This is a genomic window from Limosilactobacillus gastricus PS3, from assembly GCF_000247775.1.
Taxonomy (GTDB): Bacteria; Bacillota; Bacilli; order Lactobacillales; family Lactobacillaceae; genus Limosilactobacillus; species Limosilactobacillus gastricus_A.
The window spans coordinates 1-18,999 of record NZ_AICN01000064.1; the positions used below are offsets into that span (position 1 = coordinate 1).

General features: G+C 37.7%; 23 protein-coding genes and 6 pseudogenes. 19 read left to right on the top strand and 10 right to left on the bottom strand.

The window, feature by feature from the left end:
• The 3 genes and pseudogenes from PS3_RS07280 to PS3_RS07285 form a co-directional block, all read left to right on the top strand.
• On the top strand, positions 1-381 hold a 381-nt coding region (locus PS3_RS07280; protein WP_235719999.1), incomplete at its 5' end, for a hypothetical protein.
• Between the two features lie 12 nt (positions 382-393).
• Positions 394-564: pseudogene (locus PS3_RS10670) on the top strand (DMT family transporter); the annotation flags it as partial.
• A gap of 73 nt (positions 565-637) precedes the next feature.
• Positions 638-1,000, top strand: a complete 363-nt coding sequence (locus tag PS3_RS07285; protein WP_040468592.1) for a hypothetical protein — start codon at positions 638-640, stop codon at positions 998-1,000.
• Positions 1,001-1,129: 129 nt separating this feature from the next.
• Here the strand turns inward: PS3_RS07285 and PS3_RS07290 are convergent.
• Positions 1,130-1,549: pseudogene (locus tag PS3_RS07290) on the bottom strand (IS30 family transposase); the annotation flags it as partial.
• 85 nt (positions 1,550-1,634) lie between these two features.
• Here PS3_RS07290 and PS3_RS07295 point away from each other — a divergent pair.
• The gene (locus tag PS3_RS07295; RefSeq protein WP_040468593.1) at positions 1,635-1,934 is read left to right on the top strand and encodes a type II toxin-antitoxin system Phd/YefM family antitoxin; all 300 of its coding nucleotides are present in this window, start codon (positions 1,635-1,637) and stop codon (positions 1,932-1,934) included.
• Complete coding sequence (locus PS3_RS07300) at positions 1,931-2,266, top strand: type II toxin-antitoxin system YafQ family toxin (RefSeq protein ID WP_040468595.1); 336 nt, start codon at positions 1,931-1,933, stop codon at positions 2,264-2,266. Before PS3_RS07295 ends, PS3_RS07300 begins: the two co-directional genes overlap by 4 nt.
• Positions 2,267-2,318: 52 nt before the next feature.
• On the opposite strand, the gene PS3_RS07305 is transcribed toward PS3_RS07300, so the two are convergent.
• Positions 2,319-2,627: a type II toxin-antitoxin system YafQ family toxin gene (locus tag PS3_RS07305; RefSeq protein WP_040468597.1), complete on the bottom strand. Its 309-nt coding sequence runs from the start codon at positions 2,625-2,627 to the stop codon at positions 2,319-2,321.
• 1 nt (position 2,628) lies between these two features.
• A complete protein-coding gene (locus tag PS3_RS07310; RefSeq protein ID WP_005717331.1) occupies positions 2,629-2,916 on the bottom strand; it encodes a type II toxin-antitoxin system RelB/DinJ family antitoxin in 288 nt (95 codons plus the stop codon).
• Between the two features lie 125 nt (positions 2,917-3,041).
• Here PS3_RS07310 and PS3_RS07315 point away from each other — a divergent pair, with 125 nt between their 5' ends.
• The 8 genes and pseudogenes from PS3_RS07315 to PS3_RS07345 all read left to right on the top strand — a co-directional run bounded on the left by PS3_RS07315 (position 3,042) and on the right by PS3_RS07345 (position 8,773).
• The gene (locus PS3_RS07315; protein WP_040468603.1) at positions 3,042-3,827 is read left to right on the top strand and encodes a ParA family protein; all 786 of its coding nucleotides are present in this window, start codon (positions 3,042-3,044) and stop codon (positions 3,825-3,827) included.
• A gap of 68 nt (positions 3,828-3,895) precedes the next feature.
• Positions 3,896-4,099 (top strand): hypothetical protein, encoded by a 204-nt coding sequence (locus PS3_RS07320; protein WP_040468605.1) that lies wholly within the window; start codon positions 3,896-3,898, stop codon positions 4,097-4,099.
• Positions 4,100-5,005: 906 nt separating this feature from the next.
• Positions 5,006-6,118, top strand: coding sequence for a replication initiator protein A (locus PS3_RS07325; RefSeq protein ID WP_007122526.1), 1,113 nt, complete (start codon positions 5,006-5,008; stop codon positions 6,116-6,118).
• Positions 6,119-6,269: 151 nt separating this feature from the next.
• Positions 6,270-6,467: pseudogene (locus PS3_RS10675) on the top strand (hypothetical protein).
• Between the two features lie 50 nt (positions 6,468-6,517).
• Positions 6,518-7,345 (top strand): Fic family protein, encoded by an 828-nt coding sequence (locus PS3_RS07330; protein ID WP_050950890.1) that lies wholly within the window; start codon positions 6,518-6,520, stop codon positions 7,343-7,345.
• A gap of 237 nt (positions 7,346-7,582) precedes the next feature.
• Entirely contained in the window at positions 7,583-7,864 is a 282-nt protein-coding gene (locus tag PS3_RS07335; RefSeq protein WP_007122527.1) for a type II toxin-antitoxin system RelB/DinJ family antitoxin, read from the top strand.
• Between the two features lie 46 nt (positions 7,865-7,910).
• The gene (locus PS3_RS07340) at positions 7,911-8,096 is read left to right on the top strand and encodes a hypothetical protein (RefSeq protein ID WP_010620892.1); all 186 of its coding nucleotides are present in this window, start codon (positions 7,911-7,913) and stop codon (positions 8,094-8,096) included.
• Entirely contained in the window at positions 8,093-8,773 is a 681-nt protein-coding gene (locus PS3_RS07345; RefSeq protein WP_007122528.1) for a zeta toxin family protein, read from the top strand. Before PS3_RS07340 ends, PS3_RS07345 begins: the two co-directional genes overlap by 4 nt.
• Here the strand turns inward: PS3_RS07345 and PS3_RS07350 are convergent.
• Together PS3_RS07350 and PS3_RS07355 are read right to left on the bottom strand one after the other, a co-directional pair.
• Complete coding sequence (locus tag PS3_RS07350; protein ID WP_003649842.1) at positions 8,763-9,041, bottom strand: hypothetical protein; 279 nt, start codon at positions 9,039-9,041, stop codon at positions 8,763-8,765. The genes PS3_RS07345 and PS3_RS07350 overlap by 11 nt on opposite strands.
• Positions 9,042-9,063: 22 nt before the next feature.
• Positions 9,064-9,273, bottom strand: a complete 210-nt coding sequence (locus PS3_RS07355) for a hypothetical protein (protein ID WP_007122529.1) — start codon at positions 9,271-9,273, stop codon at positions 9,064-9,066.
• Positions 9,274-9,543: 270 nt separating this feature from the next.
• Here PS3_RS07355 and mobQ point away from each other — a divergent pair, with 270 nt between their 5' ends.
• Positions 9,544-11,604: a MobQ family relaxase gene (gene mobQ / locus PS3_RS07360; RefSeq protein ID WP_007122530.1), complete on the top strand. Its 2,061-nt coding sequence runs from the start codon at positions 9,544-9,546 to the stop codon at positions 11,602-11,604.
• 12 nt (positions 11,605-11,616) lie between these two features.
• Positions 11,617-11,841, top strand: a pseudogene (locus tag PS3_RS10840) (LtrC-like protein); the annotation flags it as partial.
• Between the two features lie 153 nt (positions 11,842-11,994).
• Here the strand turns inward: PS3_RS10840 and PS3_RS10845 are convergent.
• Positions 11,995-12,084 (bottom strand): putative holin-like toxin, encoded by a 90-nt coding sequence (locus PS3_RS10845; RefSeq protein ID WP_021353390.1) that lies wholly within the window; start codon positions 12,082-12,084, stop codon positions 11,995-11,997.
• A 111-nt stretch (positions 12,085-12,195) separates the two neighbouring features.
• Positions 12,196-13,004 (bottom strand): annotated as a pseudogene (locus PS3_RS10295) (IS256 family transposase).
• A gap of 307 nt (positions 13,005-13,311) precedes the next feature.
• Here PS3_RS10295 and PS3_RS07370 point away from each other — a divergent pair.
• The 4 genes from PS3_RS07370 to PS3_RS07385 are packed head-to-tail and all read left to right on the top strand — an operon-like array spanning position 13,312 to position 15,916.
• A complete protein-coding gene (locus tag PS3_RS07370) occupies positions 13,312-14,178 on the top strand; it encodes an ABC transporter ATP-binding protein (protein WP_007122531.1) in 867 nt (288 codons plus the stop codon).
• A 1-nt stretch (position 14,179) separates the two neighbouring features.
• Positions 14,180-15,040 (top strand): ABC transporter permease, encoded by an 861-nt coding sequence (locus tag PS3_RS07375; protein ID WP_007122532.1) that lies wholly within the window; start codon positions 14,180-14,182, stop codon positions 15,038-15,040.
• Between the two features lie 5 nt (positions 15,041-15,045).
• Complete coding sequence (locus tag PS3_RS07380; protein WP_023466429.1) at positions 15,046-15,498, top strand: LytTR family DNA-binding domain-containing protein; 453 nt, start codon at positions 15,046-15,048, stop codon at positions 15,496-15,498.
• A 13-nt stretch (positions 15,499-15,511) separates the two neighbouring features.
• Entirely contained in the window at positions 15,512-15,916 is a 405-nt protein-coding gene (locus tag PS3_RS07385) for a DUF3021 domain-containing protein (RefSeq protein WP_040468616.1), read from the top strand.
• A 248-nt stretch (positions 15,917-16,164) separates the two neighbouring features.
• On the opposite strand, the pseudogene PS3_RS07390 reads toward PS3_RS07385, so the two are convergent.
• The 3 genes and pseudogenes from PS3_RS07390 to PS3_RS07400 form a co-directional block, all read right to left on the bottom strand.
• A pseudogene (locus PS3_RS07390) lies at positions 16,165-17,353 on the bottom strand (IS256 family transposase).
• A 526-nt stretch (positions 17,354-17,879) separates the two neighbouring features.
• Positions 17,880-18,332 carry a hypothetical protein gene (locus PS3_RS07395; RefSeq protein WP_021349374.1) on the bottom strand — a complete coding sequence of 151 codons (453 nt, stop codon included), beginning with the start codon at positions 18,330-18,332 and terminating at the stop codon, positions 17,880-17,882.
• Positions 18,325-18,660: a hypothetical protein gene (locus tag PS3_RS07400; RefSeq protein WP_040468617.1), complete on the bottom strand. Its 336-nt coding sequence runs from the start codon at positions 18,658-18,660 to the stop codon at positions 18,325-18,327. Before PS3_RS07400 ends, PS3_RS07395 begins: the two co-directional genes overlap by 8 nt.
• Positions 18,661-18,999: the final 339 nt, after the last annotated feature.

Below are 18,999 nucleotides of genomic sequence, written 5' to 3' on the forward strand. Positions count from 1 at the left end.
TTTAAAGACAACCATACAGTCAGAAAGCCGGGAGCAAGCTGCTTTTTTAGTATTTCTTATGATATACTTAAATTAAAAGTCGAGGTGGCCTTTATGTTTTTATTAAAACTACATGATTTAATCAAGCATAATTATGAAAATGGCTTGTATTCCAAAGATTACAGCTATAGGTCTAATAATTCTAATAGCCTATCAGACTTTGATAAAGGAAAGTTTCAAGCTCAGACTGATTATCAAAGTGGAAAAGCGTTCAAACACTATCCTAAATTATTATTTGAATTTTTAAATTTTGTTTTTTTACGAAAGATGCAGGAAATCGTAAATTTCATAAATGGATATAACTATGAAATGAGAAGACTGCAAAAAATGGATAAAAATTAGATTAGCTAATTATTGTTGTCGGCCTTTGAACCACTGGTCGCCACAACCTTAGCGGTGGCTTTCTTGGGGACCAAGTTGACGGCGGCGAGCGTCTTGGGTTCATTATTGATCATCCTGTGCACCCTGATTCAGTCGCTGCCACTCAAACGAATCTTGGATCTTTTGCACCTTGCCAAGCACTAACCATAACCTTTGATAATGAAAGTTGCCCTTACATTAGTCCATTTAAGTAGTGATCGATAAGGAGCGATGCTCAATGTACAACCAAATTACCATTACACCAACCGAACTGGTCGTTTCCCCGGCCGGCCTCGACCGCCTCTGGGCGCTGAAGGGACCCATTCGGGTGCCTTGGAGGCACGTGACCGGTATCTTTCGTGATCAGGGGGCCTTTAAGGAGCACAAAGGTTTGCGCTTGCCCGGAACCGCAATTCCTGGTTTATACTACGCCGGTAGCTTTTTTTATGACGGTCAACGCCGCTTCTATAACGTGCGCCGTAATACCCCGATCGTTGTTATAACGCTGATAAACGAAGGCTACGACCGGCTGATTTTGAGTGTTGAAAACCCCACCACCGTTATCGAACGGGTGACAGGTCACTTGTTAAACAAGGCGTAAAATAAAATCAAAATTTTCGTTACTCAACCGACTTTTTACCCGGCAACGGCGCGAAAAGCCGGTTTTTGTGTGCTTATAAATAAACGCATTTTTCTTATTGGCAGATTGCAAGAAATAACTTGAACGAATTTAGTGACGTAAATTAAGCAGGAAGATCTCGATTGGTGTATGCCAATTAAGACATTTAAGTGGCCGTGAATTCAAATACCAATTAATTTGAATCAGCTTGTGATCGCTTAACTCTTCAATGGCTTGGCCTTTGGGAATAAAGTGTCGTAAAACTCGGTTACGGTTCTCATTACTGCCGCGTTCATGTGGTGAATAGGCATGGGCAAAATAAACCTGTGTACCAGTTCGCCGTTCAATTGTCTGATAGTTAGCGAACTCTTTACCATGGTCTACGGTAAGCGTCTTGAGCTTGCCTTGAAGTTGACTAGCTAGTTCAAGTACGGCTTGAGTCATGGACTGACTATCGCGACCATGGAGCCGTTTAACAATTGTCAGGCGACTCTTACGCTCCACAAAAGTAGCCACAGCTTGACCTTTACGTTAACTATTATGAGGCACTAGTAGTAGAAATAACGTACATAATATAGTACAATATAAAGTAAGAGAAAAGAAAGGAGTCCTTATTATGCCAATTGCTACTACTCAAAGTGATTTCCGTAATCATATTAAAGACTACTTAGATAAAGTAAATGATGAAAACCAAACAGTACTAATTGCACGTTCTAATCAACGAGCAGCAGCTGTTATCTCACAAGAACAACTCAATACCCTTCTTGAAGCTGTTAATGCTAAAGAAGATTCACTAGATTATGCTATTGCCAGAGATAAGTTAATCGAAATGCATATCTTACCTGATGGTCCTATCGTTGAACCAACTGACGATTATTGGAACAGTTTTAAGCCAAAGGATAACAGTAACCAATGAGATATCAATATAAACCACGAAAATCGTTTGAACGAAACTTAGCTTATCTTGCACAACTTGATGTAACAATTATTGATGAAGTAAAAGACGCTATTTTTATTCTCCTCGATGGCGACATACTCCCCGATGATTTTCATGATCACGAACTAGAAGGAAACTATACCAGCTATCGAGAATTTCATCTTCGTGATACTCCCAAGGGGCAGCAACCAACTGAAACAAATGACATTGTAGTTGTCTATAAAGTTAACAATCAAGATTTAGTACTCGTTGCTGTTAATATTGGTTCTCATAAGAAATTATTCCATGGTCATTATCACAAGAAACGATAGAAACTAGCAAGATAATCCCTGAACTTGGGAGATTTGCTAGTTTTTTTGATATTCAATTTAAACTACCATGAAACAATTCATCGTGCCCACCGATTCGAACTAAACGGATCACTGGATTAGTCTTATGGGGCATATAAATGACCAGAATATCCACTTTCCCGTCTAATAAATGAAACTCATAGTGTCCATTATAATTACCGCCCCGATTTTTTAGCACATGTGGTTGATATTCCTGATTAACGATACCATTTATTTGAAGCTGTTCTAAGGCTTGCATTAAATCATTGATTAGCTCAGGGTGTACCCGTTTAAGTTGGCGATAATCTTTTTTGAATTGTGGCTCAGGTTTAAGTCTATACATATTAGTTATCCAAAAAATCCTTTAGATCTTGTGTATTATCAAATTCTGGGACATCATCTGGAATAATCCCCAACTCTTTAGCCTCTGCCGCCACTAAGGCACGTCTAGTTTCCTCTGTCGGTTCGTCTGTTTCAGTCAGAACTTCAAACGGAATCTTCTTTTGGAGTATTAACTGTCTTGCCGCCATGTTAAAGTAAGCATTAATACTTAAACCGGTAACACTTAATTCTTTTGTCAATTTTTCTTTGAGCTCATTATCAAGACGAATAGTTGTTGCACTCGTTGCCATGTTTCTCCCCGCCTTTCTTTATTTAGCGCCATTATAACATACAAACGATGTCAAAACAATAAAAACAAGCATTGCATATCACAGCATGCTATGATATGCTTGGGTTGTAAATAAGGAGGCGTACTATGAAAATAATTACTTTTGCTGCTATTAAAGGAGGAGTCGGCAAAACAACATTAACTTTTAATTACGGTGAATGGCTGTCTAGTAAAGGCCATAATGTTTTGCTGATTGATAGCGACCACCAATGCAGTTTAACCCAAACCTATGATATTTATAAAGATCATGGCACCCTAGCTAATATTTTTACAAAAGGTAGTGAAAAAGTAGAAATTATTGAGTTGCACAAAAACTTATCCATTATCCCTGCTTCTATGCAGTTGGACACTATCAATAACGATCTTCAAACAAGAGCCAATAAAGAGTTGTTAATGTACATGTGGTTCTCCGACAATTATGACGAACTGAAGAAGTTTGATTATGTACTAATAGATACACACCCGGATTTTTCAACGATTACACAAAATATGATTGTAATTTCAGATCTTGTTTTTAGTCCGATTGAGCCAAGCGAATATGGGTTTATTTCTAAAAGTAACTTGGAATTACGAATGGAACAATTAAAGCAAGATGTGATTAATGTTGAAAGTCGTCAAAGCTTTGTCACAGCGAGACTGAAATTTATTGGGAATCGAATAAAACACAACACCAAATCTTCACATGAATTTGTAGAACAAATGGAAAAAGATCCTCGAACTATTGCACTAGTCCCCGAAAGAGAAATATTCAATAAAACAACTCTTAATCATGAACCACTGATCAAGATGGAAGAAGAAAATAATTCAACTCCAAAATCAAGAAAATTTTTTGAGAATATTGACAATATCTTTGCTACTTTTACTAGCCAATAATCATAATATATGATGATACATCACGCTATACTATGATATGATATAAAAAAATAGAAAGGATTAATATTATGGCATTTGAAGATAAAATGAATCAACTAAGAAACAGTCTAAACAGTAACCCAGTAACCAATGAAAGACCTGCACCTAGAGTTTCAAAGTCCTATACCTTAAAACAGGATATTGCTAATGAATTGGCTAAACGTGCTAAAGGAAAAGAGCTAACTGCTTCTAGATATTTAGAACGGCTGTTGAAAAAAGAGTTTAATTTGTAATTTAGGTTGTTAGAAAGAAGGCATTATTATGGGAGGCCAAACAAATGTTATATTTTTTGTTGCTTGTATTGTAGTTTTTTAGGTGGAGCCCGCCATCAAGATGGTAAAAACTCATTGAGTAGATGATCGTTCTTTTTAGGCGATAGCTCTTCCCACTACAATACTGGTTAAAAATTCTATTTGAAAAATGGAGAGGTATTTGCCGTTCAGTAATTAGTATATTGCAAATAGTATCCTTGTTTACCGCTTATTTCTGCGACCTCGTTATGCTCTTAATGTTTAGTGTTTTTGATATTAATGCCGCTAAGTATCTTAGTGTATTCATACTATTTGAATATTTACTAGTGTCTTCTATCACTTATTGGTCCCAACCCCTCGCTGGCAAGGAATACAAGACCAAATAAAGTTGCCGGTTAGGAAGTACTATGCTAGACTAAAACTAATTTAACAACCGAATAAAGAGATTAAGCTAAACCAAAAAGGTCCCCAATTCACGAGGAATCAGGGACCTTCGGGTTAGCAAGTAGCTACCAGACAGCTACTTAGGTTCAGACGATTTTTACTTGGCGGTTCAAATCGTCTGAACATTGCTCTTAATTTGTAGGTTAATTATACCGCAAACCAGTCCGAAAGGACAAGTTAAGGATAGTTAAAAACAAATTGAAGTCAATGGACTAAGTAGCTAACTGGAGCTATTTAGTCCATTTTTTGTTGTTAGAAATTAAAAAAGTTGCCGAATGGGCAACCAAAAATAGACACATGCTGGTAAATTACAAAGCATTCATTTAGCCGTGAGGTTTTGTAATTCAGTTAGAGCATATCAGATTTGTATTATAATGCAAATCAAATGTTTTAGCAACTCTCTTTTGAGACAGCGTGTGTCAGTCAAGAAAGGGAGCTTTTATTATGACAAAATCAACAAATTTTAATTACTATGAAGCAGATAACGTATATGGAGCCTTATTTTTCCAGTTTCCTAAGGTATTAATGTATGGCGAGCAATACAAGCATTTAAGCAGTGACGCTAAATTGGCTTATATGGTACTGAAAGACCGGCTAGAGTACTCTTTGCGCAACAACTGGGTTGATGAAGAAGGACACGTCTATTTTACTTTTACCAATCAAGAACTCGAAAATTTATTTAATTGCCATAATCAAAAAGTAGTCAAAATAAAAAAAGAACTCGAAACCGCTCATTTGCTGATGCAAAAACAACTGGGCTTTAACCCAAAAACAAAAAAGAATGAACCGAATCGCTTATATCTGTCCAAGCTCGATGTGAAAGCAACCGATGTCTATTTACGCGGTGAAGATAGCCCAAAAGTGTCTCAAACCCTTGATACAAGCGGAAATGTGAAAATCACACTTCCGCAGGAGACTGCTCAAACCCTTGATACAAGCGGAAATGTGAAAATCACACTTCCGCATAAGTCCGTTGATGAGACCGCTCAAACCCTTGATACAAGCGGAAATGTGAAAATCACACACAATCTATATAAAGACTATAAAAATAATATAGATACTAATAGATACGATATAGATACTCAAAAGTTGGACTTTTCCACAACTAATTTTTCACCAGCTGAAATCGAAGCCCAAAATCGAAATCTAGTAAAACATGCTGATGAATTCTTAACTGACGAAGATAATGGCTTACCGGTCTTCTTAGAGCCAGAAGCCGTGCAACTACTTAGCTTTTGGTGCCGGACCCCACAACAAATGCGGCGCTTTATTGGCATTATCTTAAACGCCAAATATGCTGTTGAAAAAGAACATAAGGATTTAGGCGTATGGATTCTATTAGATGACCCTGATTTAAAAAAAATGATGACCAAAACATTAAGACGCTATTTTAATGCCCTAAGAAGCGATGAGAAACATATCAAAAATGTTGAGAACTACCTGTACGGTACCATGCAAAACCTATTTGATGTTTGGTGGAACCAACAAGCAGCTAGAGAATATGCGGCCAAACACCCCAAAGAACAAAATATTGATAACGAGTATACTTGGGATTAAGACGCCGTATAAGCTCATTTAAGCCGTTTTAAGTGCTACATGCATAAATTATATTAAAATTGCTTTAAAATCGCTTAGAAGCAAAAATAGGCACCTTGAGTGGCTGAATTGGTGACGACTGAACTAAGGGAATGTGAAAGGAGCTTTTTAAATGACCAAATCCAGCAAAGAGGTCGAAACAATTGAGCAATTGTTGGCTGACCCATAGGCAGTCGATATTCAAGCCCTTTGGGAGCAAGCAGCCCATAATCCAGATCCTGATAAACGCAAGCTGTTTGACGCGTTACACACTTATGTTTTAGATAAACGCCAAGAAAGAATTATCAACGAAAAGCACTTTGTGATTTAACATGGGTAGGTCAAAGAATCAGTGATTGGAATGAAAAGGAGGCACAAAATATGGCTAAGACACGAACATATATGGACAAGTATAAATTCACAGTTGCAGAAAACCAGCGGTTTGCCCGAGCAAATTTTACCAAGTTAGTGCATACTAATGCTCGCTTTGAAGGCGTAAATACCACTTTACCGCAAACACAAACCATTATGGACGGCATGAGTGTGGCGGGTGTTTCTGTTGAGGATATTTTGACAATTGTTAACTTAAAGCGTGGGTGGCAATATATCACTGCTCAAAATGCCCCTTTAACGTTAACCATGGAAAAACAAATCAATAAGATTGTGGCCGCAGAAGACGCCTTAGTACCAGGAGAATTACGGCAAGGGAAAGGGGGAGTTAATTTAGGTAGTGAAGACTTTTTTGAACCGCCTTTAATTAACGAAAAACAAGAACAATCCTTTTTACAAAAAATCTTGGCTGATCCACAAATGACGACCACTGATAAAGCATTGACTATCATGTATCATAATATGCGCCAACAAATTTTTTGGGACGGAAACAAGAGGACGGCAACTTTAAGTGCCAATAAAATTATGATTGACGGTGGCGCTGGTTTAATCAATGTCCCATTAGATAAGTGGGATCAATGGAACGAACTAATTGCCAATTATTATCGGACTAATGACATGACTAAAATTAAACAGTGGACATATGACAATGGCATTCAAGGATTACAAATTCGAGCAAACAAAAAATTAAGTGCTAATGAATTGAACCAGATGTACAAGCAACTAAAAAAAACGGATAAATTAGTTGAAGACGAGATTAGTAAAAGAACCCAAAACCAGCTCAAAGACTTTGCTAAAAACAATCTATCGGAATGTTGATAGCGAGCGCACTTGGAATTAAAACGCTGTATAAGCTCATTTAAGCCACTTTAAGCCAGATTGGCATAAATTATACTAGATTGTATTTTTGATTCGTCTCTGAACGCTTTAGAGGCCAAATATTAGATGCTATTGATAAAAGGGCAGCTAACATGCAGCTTTCGAAAATCTATACAATTGAACCAATACTCAAAAGGTAGTATAATGGTAGTAGTTAAGAGAGGAGATGAGACAATCATGGCAGTTAAGGAAAAGAAACGGGTCCAAGTCAAAATTGATAAAGACTTGGCTGATAATACGGAAACAGTTTTAAACGAGTTGGGTCTAAATCCAACCACAGCGATTAACATGTTTTATAAGCGGATCGTAGCGGAAGCAGCGTTACCGTTTAAACCAGCTCTGAGCGAAGCGGAAAGAGCTAATTTAGGTCTTTTAAAAGCTACTAAGGAGACACCAGTAACAGAGTTCAAAGACGCTAAAGAAGTCGCTGATTGGCTCAATGATCCAGATGAGGGCTAATGGTTTATCAGATTAAATAAATTAATAACTAGGAAGTGTGATGAACATGAAAGATACAATCACAATTAATGACTTTTTTGAAATTGCCAAAGAAACTGATTTAAAAGATTTACTTGATAAGTCATTACATGAGCCAGATCCAGAAAAGCGCAAAGTATATGACGCTTTATATACCTACTTTTTAGATAAAAGACAAGATGAGGTTATTAAGCGAAAGGACTTTGTCCGTTGATAGATAAACCCCAATATATAATTGTTGCTGGTGTTAACGGAGCAGGAAAAAGTACGCTATACGATACATTTCCCAGCTTGTTTGACAAAACAAAACGGATTAACGCTGATGAACTTTTAAAACAAATGGGTGGCGATTGGCATAAAGATAGTGACAACTTAAAAGCCATGAAAGAAGAAATCAAACAACTACACTATGCTTTAGATCACCAGCAAAGTATTCACGTAGAAACAACACTAGCAGGTAGAGGCAAAGCTCAACTCAATTTGATTGACAAAGCTCACAAAAATGGCTTTGAAGTGACTTTATTATATGTTGCTTTGCGAGATGAAAATTTAGCTATCCAAAGGGTCAACGAACGGGTACAAAAAGGTGGGCACGGTATTCCAGTAGCAACGATCAAGAAACGTTATCAACAATCCAAACATAATTTGCCATTAGTGGCCTTTAAATCTGATAAGGTCATGATCTATGATAATAGCGAAAAGTTTACCTCTGTTTATGCAAGAGAGAAGGGACAAGTTTTTAAGAACGATTTGAGGTATTTTCCTTGGATAAGCCAAAGTATTACTTATCCAGAAAAGGTGCAAAAGCAGTTACAAAATTTTGCAGATCAGAACCCAGAAGTCAAGCCAAAAAACAATCCTGAAAATAAAAACGATCGGCCTAGTTATTAGGTTGATCGTTTTTGAATTTGTTCGGTTTATGCGCATTAACGTAATTAGCAAATATTTTTAAAAGTTCTTCGGTTTGTTCGACTGATAAGTTATCAGCCTGAAAGTATTTTTCGAGTAAGGCTCCTTTTTGAATTAATCGGCGAGAACGGGCTTTACGTGCTTGGCGGTTTTCATAGTATTTAGATTGCCGTAATTTAAAATCTTCCCGCTCAATTTTTTGTTTTAAACGCGCTTGTTGCTCGACTAGTTTTTCATACTGATTAGACATGGAATTTCCCCATCTCGTATGGCTAATGATCTACGGACTTTACCTTTAAAAATTCAGAAAATTGCTTAGCTAAAAGCTTAATCTGATCGTTAGACAAATTAGCATAATCTAAATTGGCTTGACTGATGATTTGTTTACCTAGCCGTTGTTCAATCTTATTTTTTTCGTTCTTAATTTTTTGATTAAGGGCTTTTAATTTAGCTTCTTGTTTTTCTAAGTTACTTTGAGACATAACGATCCCTCCAATCATATTAGAAATAATCGCCGAAACTATATCATATAAGAAACGTTAAGTCAAAGGATAAAAGTTGAAAAAGCGAAGCGGAAGATCTAAACTAAATGGAGAGTTTAGGTTATCAGCAGACTGAGTGAAACGAGGTCAATGCGCACTTATACATAGAATAAATTCTATGTTGTGCTAACCCCCAAAATCCTGTATTAGAAGTCGCCGATGGCGACAACAAAGTCAAGCTCATAGAATCAAAGCAAAGAGGTGACTAACATGGCAATTTTTCATATGAGTTTTAGTAATATTAGTGCTGGAAAAGGACGAAGTGCAATTGCCAGTGCCGCTTATCGAAGCGGTGAAAAATTATTTGATGATAAGGAAGGACGCCACTACTTTTATGCCCGCGCGGTTATGCCAGAAAGCTTTATTTTAACCCCAAAAAACGCACCAGAATGGGCCAGTAATCGAGAACAATTATGGAATGAAGTTGAAAAGAAAGATCGTAAATCAAACTCACGGTATGCAAAAGAATTTAACGTGGCTTTACCGGTAGAATTAAGTGAATCCGAACAGAAAGAATTACTGACAAAATATGTGCAGGAAAATTTTGTCGATCAAGGTATGGTAGCTGACGTAGCAATTCATCGTGATCACCAAGATAATCCGCACGCACATGTGATGTTAACGAATCGACCATTTAACCCCGATGGTAGTTGGGGATTAAAAGCAAAGACGCAGTACATTAAAGATGAAAATGGCAAGCAACTTTTAACCAAAAGCGGGTTTCCAAAACAAAGAAAAATTTGGTTGGTTGATTGGGATAAAAAGGAAAAAATTAATGAGTGGCGAAAAAATTGGGCGTTGAGTGTTAATCAGTTCTTAGCACAAAAAAATATTCCGGATCGGATTAGTGAAAAATCGTTTGTGGAACAGGGAATAGCTGATACACCAATGCAACACGAGGGAATCAATAGTAAACGGCATGAAAGAAAGGCATTTAATCAACAAGTTAAGACCTATCGTAAGTCCAAAGCTGGCTATAAAAATATGCAGGAAAAAGTAATTAATCGAGGTCATTTAGATAGCCTAAGTAAACACTTCTCATTTAATGAAAAAAGGTTGGTAAATGAGTTAAGTCATGAACTGAAAACTTATATCAGTCTGGAGAGTTTAGATGATAAACGGCGTCTGCTATTTAATTGGAAAAACAGTACCTTAATTAAGCACGCTATTGGTGAAGATGTCACTAAGCAATTATTGACGATTAACCAACAAGAAAGTTCACTAAAAAAAGCAGATGAACTCTCAAATAAAGTAGTTGATCGCACGACTAAAAAACTTTATCCAGAGCTTGATTTTGAACAGATAACCGCGGCTGAACGACGGGAATTGATTAAAGAAACCGATAGCGAACAAACAGTTTTCAAGGGTAGTGAATTAAACGAACGTTTAATGAACATTCGTGATGATTTGTTGACCCAACAATTATTGACCTTTACCAAACGGCCATACGTTGGCTGGAAGTTATTAATGCAACAAGAAAAGGAAGTCAGAATCAAGCTTAAATATACGCTGATGATTCATGATGATAGCTTAGAAAGTCTAGAACACGTTGATCAAGGTCTACTAGAAAAGTATTCACCAACCGAGCAGCAAAAGATTACTCGAGCAGTCAAAGATTTACGAACAATCATGGCTGTGAAGCAAGTTATTCAAACCCAATACCAGGAAGTTTTAAGAAGAGCCTTTCCTAACGGCGATTTTAATGAATTACCAATGATTAAACAGGAACAGGCCTATACAGCAGTGATGTACTATGATCCAGCTTTAAAACCGTGCAAGATTGAAACAATCGCACAATGGCGGGAAAATCCACCGAGGGTATTCAATACTCAGGAACATCAACAAGGACTAGCTTATCTATCGGGACAGCTGAGCTTAGATCAGTTAGATAATCACCATTTACAACGGGTTTTAAAGCATGACGGTACTAAACAACTCTTTTTGGGTGAATGCAAAGCCGATCCAATGATTAAGAACAGTCAGATCGAGAAAATCCAAAAGCAGTTAAAAGAGCAACAAGCCAAGGACGACCAGTATAGAAAAGTAAATATGGGACATTATCAACCGCTAAATTACAAGCCAGTTAGTCCAAGCTACTACTTAAAGACAGCCTTTAGTAACGCAATCATGACTGCCCTATATGCCCGTGATGAAGATTACGAACGACAAAAACAGGCACACGGCTTAAAAGAGACTGAGTGGGCAATGACGAAAAAGCAGCGGCAACACCAAACCCGTAATCGGCATGAAGATGGGGGTATGCACTTGTAATTTAAATGTAAAATAAAAAAGCTATCAGCCCGAGCACTTAATCAGTCATATCAAAGCTTGCAACAATAAGTTCAGCAAGCAAGGAACCCCCAACAAAAATCAGAACTAAAAAACAAACTAAATGATATACACCATGAAATTAGTAATCGAACACAAAAACAGCTGCAAGCATTTGCTGAAGAAAATCCGTCAATCAAACAACCCAAATCCGAACTTGATCAAAGTTTAAAACGTTAGCCAGTTTTTAAAGGTCATGCTATAATATAAACAGAAAAAGGAAGCCCCGCCGAAAACAGGACTTCCCGTGCAAGCCGCTTCAAAGGCGGTGGCTTAGATTACAAAACTACATTGTCGCCCTGTAACCGACCAAAGTTACGCAGGGCGGCTTTTTTATTTGTGGTGCTTGTCGATATAGCTGAGGAGCGCGATTAAAAACGTGCCAAACAGCAACATCAACGAGAGTGTCTGGAAGACGCTCATTGACTGTGAAATCTTCCTGAAGATTATTCCATGTTCCCATGGGCCTCACCTCGCAAGGGGAAAGACAGGTCAAGTCCAAAATGTTGGTGTAAATTAAATTCCGCGAATTTATTATTTCACAAGTTTAAGCTTACCGGCTTCTTCTGAGTCGGCATCTTTTTCAATTCCGTGGTAAACGGTCATGTTTAAGTATCGTGGACCAGCAGCCCATTTTTCATTCTGTTCAATCAGTAGTGCCCCCATTAGTCGCAAGACACTTAGATCATTCGGGAATATCCGGATCACACGGTCACGACGCCGGATTTCTTGATTAACCTGCTATCAAAACCGAGCACTTCTCGACGACCGCTAGGGTCGATTCCAATCGCAACGAGTAAGCTATTACTCGTCACAACATGACCATGGTGAACCTTAAATAAAGTTGCGTCGGCATACGCAAAAGCATACCCTTGCGTAAGGGGACATCGGTTAAAGTCCAGCACTTGGTCGTCCAAATTACTGCATAAAGCCGAGACCGTACTTTTAGAAAAGGTTGTCCCACATAACTTCTTAGTAATCTCAGCTACTTTACGAGTTGAAACACCTTGGATTACCATTTCCATTAATGCTAAATCAAAAGCCTGTTCACTACGCTGATAGCGTTTGAACAGTTGCGTTGAAAAATTACCATGATGGAGTTTAGGAACGTGTAGTTAAAGTGTCCCTACTCGTGTGGTAAGCTGACGAACTCGATAACCATTCCGTGAATTGGTACGTTCATCCGAACGTTCATAAGCCCTAGCTTTAATCTGCTCAGTCGCTTCGGACTTAAGAATTTCATCAAGAATCTTGGCCATAATTGATTGCATGGCCTTATCCCGATCACCTAGTAATAGTTCCTTTAATTCGTCATCTTCTAAATTTAATTCAACCTTTGGCATAATGAAGTTCCTTTCAGATTTCACAAAGTCCTATTTAGAAATTACACCAATTATACGGACATAACTACTTATAAACATATAATACGAGAGGAATTAAACAAGAAGTTTTCTTTTATGAAGTGTTGCTAAAAATTAGACCGAAATCTAATTTTGGGCAGTCACTACATTGAGGAAAGCTTTTTTGCATTATTTCAGTTGCAAAATTCATCATCTTATCAGCTGAATTTAGCCACTTGTCGACATTAACAACCATTGTTCACAGATATTTGCTAAGCTACGATTAAGCAATTAAGAGGAGAGTGAGCAGATGAAGCTAACAACAACGGACTTAACAAAAAGATATGGTCAAAAAACGGTAGTTAAAAATCTGAATCTTGAAATACCGGCTCAATCGTTAGTTGCCTTTCTAGGGAATAATGGTGCTGGCAAGTCGACAACAATTTCGATGCTGATTGGTTTGTTGAAACCAACTGCTGGTCAAATTAATTTTCTTGATGAGCATAATCAACCATGCCAACCCAAAATTGGAGTAGTTTTTCAAAATAGTATTCTTGATAATGAATTGACCGTCAAAGAAAATTTGTATTTTCGGGCAATGATGCAGGGAAAACAGTCGGTTGCTAATATTGGAAAAGTGACAGAGGTTTTGGGATTGAGCAACTTCCTTGAGCAAAAATATGGTAGTTTATCCGGTGGTCAAAAACGACGTGTTGATATTGCGCGTGCCTTATTGAATGACCCCGACTTTCTATTTTTAGATGAGCCAACTACTGGATTAGATATTCAAACTCGGACGGTCATTTGGCAGCTGTTAAATGATCTGCGTCAAAAAAATAATTTGACTATTTTTTTAACAACACATTACTTAGAAGAAGCTCATGATGCTAATCTGGTTTATATCGTTAATCAAGGGGCAGTCATTGCTTGTGGTTCTGCAGCAGAAATAATTGCAGCAAATACTGAGAATTATCTTGAGATTAGGACATCGCACAAGTTTGCCTTTCCAGCTAATTGTGAAAAAGTTGGTCAAGATCAGTATCGTATAATCGATCTTCCAATTTCAGCTGCGATTGATTTTCTAGCACAGAATCGAGCAGTAATTGAGCAATTTGAGTATCATCATGGCACACTTGACGATGCATTTATGAATTTAACTGGAAAGGAGCTGCAATAAAATGCTGCCATTAATAAGACGAAATTTAAAATTATTTTTCCGTAATCGAGCTGGAGTATTTTTTTCTTTGTTAGGAGCCTTAATTTCTTTTGGACTATTTATTATTTTTTTGAAGTCTAACATGTTAGATTCGTGGAAACAATTGCAGCATCCAGCTAGAGTACTTGATCTTTGGGTAATTGGCGGGACATTGGCCGTGGCCAGTATTACTACGACTTTAAGTGCTTTATCCAGAATGGTGTCAGACCTTGAATATCGGGTTTTTGATGATTTGATTTTAACTGGTTTAAGTCGCTTGAAAATTCGACTCAGTTATGTTTTGGCAGCAACAATTATTGGAACTCTATTGCAAATAGCACTTTTTTTAATAATGGTTAGTTATTTTTCTTGGGTTGATGGCATCAGTATTCCTGGATATATCACTTTTCAAGTGTTGATAGTTACAATTTTAGCATCATTTTCAGCAAGTGTGCTGAATTTCATTCTAGTTTATCGGATGAAAAATATTGATACTGTTGGCAAGTTTTCTTCAATCGTTGGGGCAGCTTCAGGATTCTTAGTGGGAATTTATATTCCAATCGGGGTCTTGCCAACTTTTGCGCAAAATTTAGTCAAGTTAACACCAGGGGCTTATGTAGCAGCAATCTATCGTCAGCTGTTGATGCATGATATACTGAAAAACGTTCAACCAAATATTTTGCATAATTTACAAAAAACACTGGGAATTGGAATTAATTTAAACGGTAATCTAACCACAAAATTGCAAAACTTTGCAATAGTTACCGGTGTAACCGTAATTTTATTAATAATTATCTTGATTACCAACAAACATGATCAAAATAAATCTGTTAGTACGGAGTGAAATAAATGGAAGTACGATTTGAAAAAAACATTATAACTGGCGAAGAAATTGAAGTAATCGTTAAAGCAAATCGTTTAACTAATAATGTCAAGAGTTTAATGGCTTATATTAATCAATTTGATCAGAAGCCACATCGAATTCTACCAATTAAAACCAATGACAGTATCATAATTGTTAAGGTGGATGATATTATCTTAGTTGATGTGCAAAAAAATACGTTGTCAATCGAAACATTGACCGCTAAGTATCTGATACAAGAACGATTGTATAAGTTTATCCAGAAACTGCCTAAAGATATCTTTGTTCAAGTGTCAAAACATGCAGTAATTAACCTTGATTATTTGCTGTCACTTGAAGATAGCTTTGCTGGTTCGATGACTGCTAAAATGGAAAAGAGTTTGCGAACTAGTGTTAGCCGCAAGTATTTAAGCGATCTGGAAGAACATTTAGGACTTTAAAGGGTGAATTGTTATGTCAAAAAATTTCAGAAATGTAATCAATTGTTTTACAAACGGAGTCGGATATGGTGCAACAACTTTTTTATTGTTTGTTGCCTTTGATGGGTTTCAGAGTGTAACAACATTTAATGTGCTAAGTGTTTTAATCATTAGTGGGTTAATTGGGGTGCTGACTTTAGTTTTTGACCTAGATAATTGGTCATACTTGGTTGAACTGTTGCTCCATTTTCTCGGGACCTTTAGTTTGATTCTAGTGATGATGTGGTTGAATCATTGGCTGAGCTTACAAAATTGGTTGAATTTTTGCATCAGCTTTATAGGAATTTATTTAATTATCTTTTTTATTATCAAGATGAAAATAGCTTCTGATGTCAAACGGGTTAATCAAAAATTGTCTGAACGGCATCAGAAGAAATGAGTGGGATCGTCGCATTTTTTAAAATGTTGATAAAGCTAGAAAATTGAATTTGAAGCGATCTTTAAAAGCCAGATTAAATCTGATTGAAAAGATTGCTTTTTTAATAGCTGGTTAACAACATTTACAAGTAGAGCTTTTGCTTTTGATGATACTTATTTGTGCTGCGATTAAGCAACGTCTGTTTTTAAAGGAGAGTGTCAAGAATGTTGTGTAAAAAAAGGAAACTTCGTCCGCATGAATTGACAATTCTAAAACATCGAATCAAGCGTGTCGTGACAGTCCTTGAATCCGCGATGTGCTCGATTCTCAAATTTATCGTTGTACTCCATTACTTGCGTCATGATAAAGCGATCGAGGGCCCCTTCGTTTGGAAACTGCTCTTTACGTCGGGCCATCTTCTTCAGGCTCTTATTAAACGACTCAATTAGGTTCGTCGAGTAGATGGTCTGACGGATCGCAGTTGGAAAACTGAAGAACGTGAATAGCTCCGCCATTTGGACTAGATTCTTGATTCGACGCTTATAACTGGACTCCCACTTAGCACTGAAAGCCGCCAATCGTTCTTTGGCGGCTTGTAGGTTCTCTGCTTGCCGAATGGCCTTAAAGTCGGTGATAATCTCCCTGCGATCGTTTTTGCGAACGTATCCTAAAAGGTTGCGCTCTGCGTGGACCCAGCACCGTTGAAACTTCGCCTGCGGGTAGTTAGCCTCAATCGCAGATTGAAGTCCAACTAAACCGTCGACGATGAACAACTGAATATCTTTAATCCCCCGTGCGCGTAATCCCTGGAGTAGTTCAGACCAAGCGGCTCCGTTCTCGGTCGGTGCGATACTGTAGTCAAGAACTGCCTTACCGCCGTCACTTCGAATTCCGATCGCTACGTTAACGGCTTCTCGTTCAACGGTACCACGGCGTAACGGAATGTAAGTAGCATCGAGGAACACACAGACGTATTGTGAGTACTTGAATTTGCGCTCGTGGAACTCTTCAACCAGGTGTTCCGTCCGCTTAGTGATGTTTGAAACCGTGGTTGGTGAGTAGTAGTGGCCGTACATTCTCTCGACCATATCAGCGATTTCACGAGTTGTGACGCCCTTGGAGTACATCTTGATGACCATTTCCTCCAGTCCATCAGTTCCGACGCATGTAAGGAGGGAAGCGGGCGTTTTGAAACTTGTTTAACCGGTCCCGTGGGATCGTCAGATTAATTTCACCGTACTTAGTGTCGATAGTGCGGGTGTACGTCCCGTTCCGGTAGTTCACGTCGTCTTTTGATCGGTCGATCCGAGTATGTGGTTCGTAGCCTAGCACCGCAGTCAGTTCATTTTGAAGGAACTGATTAGCGGCCACTTCGATTTGACGACGTAAGACTTCATTCAGGGTAATATCTTTGTCTGAAGATAGCGCTGCGATAATATCTTTGTTAAACTGGTTCATGGGGAAAGCCTCCGTATTCTGATTGGTTTTTAGCGATTTCAATCATACGGGGAAGGCTTTCCCTTTTTCAATACCCTCAAGGTATCAATTTACACAAAATATTTTACACTCCCTTCCTTTCAGATTTTACAAAGTCCTATTTAGAATTTACACCAATTATACGGACATAACCAAAAGACAGCCACCGCCCTTAAAACTTCTTGCGAAGTTTATTATACAAAGAAACTCGCAACAACATCAAGCAGATCGAAGTACTAGATTTTGTTTAACGTAGTAACAAAATAAAGGAGAGGCTACCAATGTGTGTACCTAATTTATTGCAGTTTGTACCTAATGATTATATTGCAAATAATTATTTAAAAACTAATTTTTATTTAAAAGATGTTCTATGCTATAGAAAATTGGTCTCCTTCCATTCATGCTGATGTTCCATTAGTAAAAGTCTTAGTGTCATGCTTTTCTTTTGCCTATTCTCAAAAAGCCCGCTACCTTCCTAATGAGGTAACGGGCCTTTTGATATAATTTCCTATCCAAATAGTCCAGCTTTCTTCCAGCCACATTGTTTCAAATAATCTCGAATCGACTTTTTAATGATTGAAGTATCTAACTTAGATTCAACAATTCCAACTTTACCGCTCTTCTTGTCCTGTCCAATACCAAAAGAAATACTTTTCTGATAGGTCTTTCCCTTAGAAAAGGAGATGTCTTTACTGAAAGATAGTTTACCGTTATGCATCCTAATACTTGATGTCTTACTAGAAGTGCTATCAACTTCCTTCCATTTCCCGTTATCTTTCAAAGTGACTGTAAAAGTAAACTCTTTGTCCTCATCGGAGATTCCACCCTCAGTGAAAAACCGGGCATCCATCCATTTCCATGTACCAATAATTGAATCCCCTTCAACAGCAACTTCCCAAGGATTGTTATCAGAATTTAGAACCTTTGGTGCATCGCTTAAAACCTTTTCTTTCTCAATCATAAGAAATCATCTCCTTCTTTTGATAATCATTACTAAACATAACTAATCTTATAATACCAAGAAGACCAGTCATATCGCCAGTAGTAAACCTGATCATACTATAACCGTAGTATACAATATCAATGATTCTAGATATAGCAAGAAGCAAAAATTGATCGATTGTCCGGCCGATTTTATTAACTAGGGGCGATGTATCATGTAGAAATGATAAGCCGACGTCCATATGGAGCCATGATGATGGGATTTTCACCAGATTAAAGCCATATTGGCCAATCGACAAGATATCGACGGCTTTGGCACAATCCTGAAGATTATTCCATGTTTCCATGGGCCTCACCTTACAAGGGAAAAGACAGCCACTGCCCTTAAAACTTCTTGCTCAATCCATTATACAGGGAAATTAAAAATCAACCAAGAACAATAAAACTGCTCTTGACAGCAAAGGAAAGCTACAACCCTAGCAAGGTCAGCAAGCAAGGCTAATAATACTGCTGCAATGGGAAATGACAAGCGTCCAGTAGGGCGGTCCAAGAGCGGGCGCAAACCCTACCAGACAGTACGATTATAAAAGTAAAGAAGGTCATAAAATCAGCTACTAGAGGGAAAACTGTGGTAAAAGACAAATAAGATGGTGAAATGATGACTATAAAGCCAAGTCAGATAAACA

Excerpts from the sequence above, each read along its gene's own strand:
- PS3_RS07285 (WP_040468592.1), top strand. The coding sequence starts at position 638 with ATGTACAACCAAATTACCATTACACCAACCGAACTGGTCGTTTCCCCG.
- PS3_RS07295 (WP_040468593.1), top strand. The coding sequence starts at position 1,635 with ATGCCAATTGCTACTACTCAAAGTGATTTCCGTAATCATATTAAAGAC.
- PS3_RS07300 (WP_040468595.1), top strand. The coding sequence starts at position 1,931 with ATGAGATATCAATATAAACCACGAAAATCGTTTGAACGAAACTTAGCT.
- PS3_RS07305 (WP_040468597.1), bottom strand. The coding sequence starts at position 2,627 with ATGTATAGACTTAAACCTGAGCCACAATTCAAAAAAGATTATCGCCAA.
- PS3_RS07310 (WP_005717331.1), bottom strand. The coding sequence starts at position 2,916 with ATGGCAACGAGTGCAACAACTATTCGTCTTGATAATGAGCTCAAAGAA.
- PS3_RS07315 (WP_040468603.1), top strand. The coding sequence starts at position 3,042 with ATGAAAATAATTACTTTTGCTGCTATTAAAGGAGGAGTCGGCAAAACA.
- PS3_RS07320 (WP_040468605.1), top strand. The coding sequence starts at position 3,896 with ATGGCATTTGAAGATAAAATGAATCAACTAAGAAACAGTCTAAACAGT.
- PS3_RS07325 (WP_007122526.1), top strand. The coding sequence starts at position 5,006 with ATGACAAAATCAACAAATTTTAATTACTATGAAGCAGATAACGTATAT.
- PS3_RS07330 (WP_050950890.1), top strand. The coding sequence starts at position 6,518 with ATGGCTAAGACACGAACATATATGGACAAGTATAAATTCACAGTTGCA.
- PS3_RS07335 (WP_007122527.1), top strand. The coding sequence starts at position 7,583 with ATGGCAGTTAAGGAAAAGAAACGGGTCCAAGTCAAAATTGATAAAGAC.
- PS3_RS07340 (WP_010620892.1), top strand. The coding sequence starts at position 7,911 with ATGAAAGATACAATCACAATTAATGACTTTTTTGAAATTGCCAAAGAA.
- PS3_RS07350 (WP_003649842.1), bottom strand. The coding sequence starts at position 9,041 with ATGTCTAATCAGTATGAAAAACTAGTCGAGCAACAAGCGCGTTTAAAA.
- PS3_RS07355 (WP_007122529.1), bottom strand. The coding sequence starts at position 9,273 with ATGTCTCAAAGTAACTTAGAAAAACAAGAAGCTAAATTAAAAGCCCTT.
- mobQ (WP_007122530.1), top strand. The coding sequence starts at position 9,544 with ATGGCAATTTTTCATATGAGTTTTAGTAATATTAGTGCTGGAAAAGGA.
- PS3_RS10845 (WP_021353390.1), bottom strand. The coding sequence starts at position 12,084 with ATGAGCGTCTTCCAGACACTCTCGTTGATGTTGCTGTTTGGCACGTTT.
- PS3_RS07370 (WP_007122531.1), top strand. The coding sequence starts at position 13,312 with ATGAAGCTAACAACAACGGACTTAACAAAAAGATATGGTCAAAAAACG.
- PS3_RS07375 (WP_007122532.1), top strand. The coding sequence starts at position 14,180 with ATGCTGCCATTAATAAGACGAAATTTAAAATTATTTTTCCGTAATCGA.
- PS3_RS07380 (WP_023466429.1), top strand. The coding sequence starts at position 15,046 with ATGGAAGTACGATTTGAAAAAAACATTATAACTGGCGAAGAAATTGAA.
- PS3_RS07385 (WP_040468616.1), top strand. The coding sequence starts at position 15,512 with ATGTCAAAAAATTTCAGAAATGTAATCAATTGTTTTACAAACGGAGTC.
- PS3_RS07395 (WP_021349374.1), bottom strand. The coding sequence starts at position 18,332 with ATGATTGAGAAAGAAAAGGTTTTAAGCGATGCACCAAAGGTTCTAAAT.
- PS3_RS07400 (WP_040468617.1), bottom strand. The coding sequence starts at position 18,660 with ATGGAAACATGGAATAATCTTCAGGATTGTGCCAAAGCCGTCGATATC.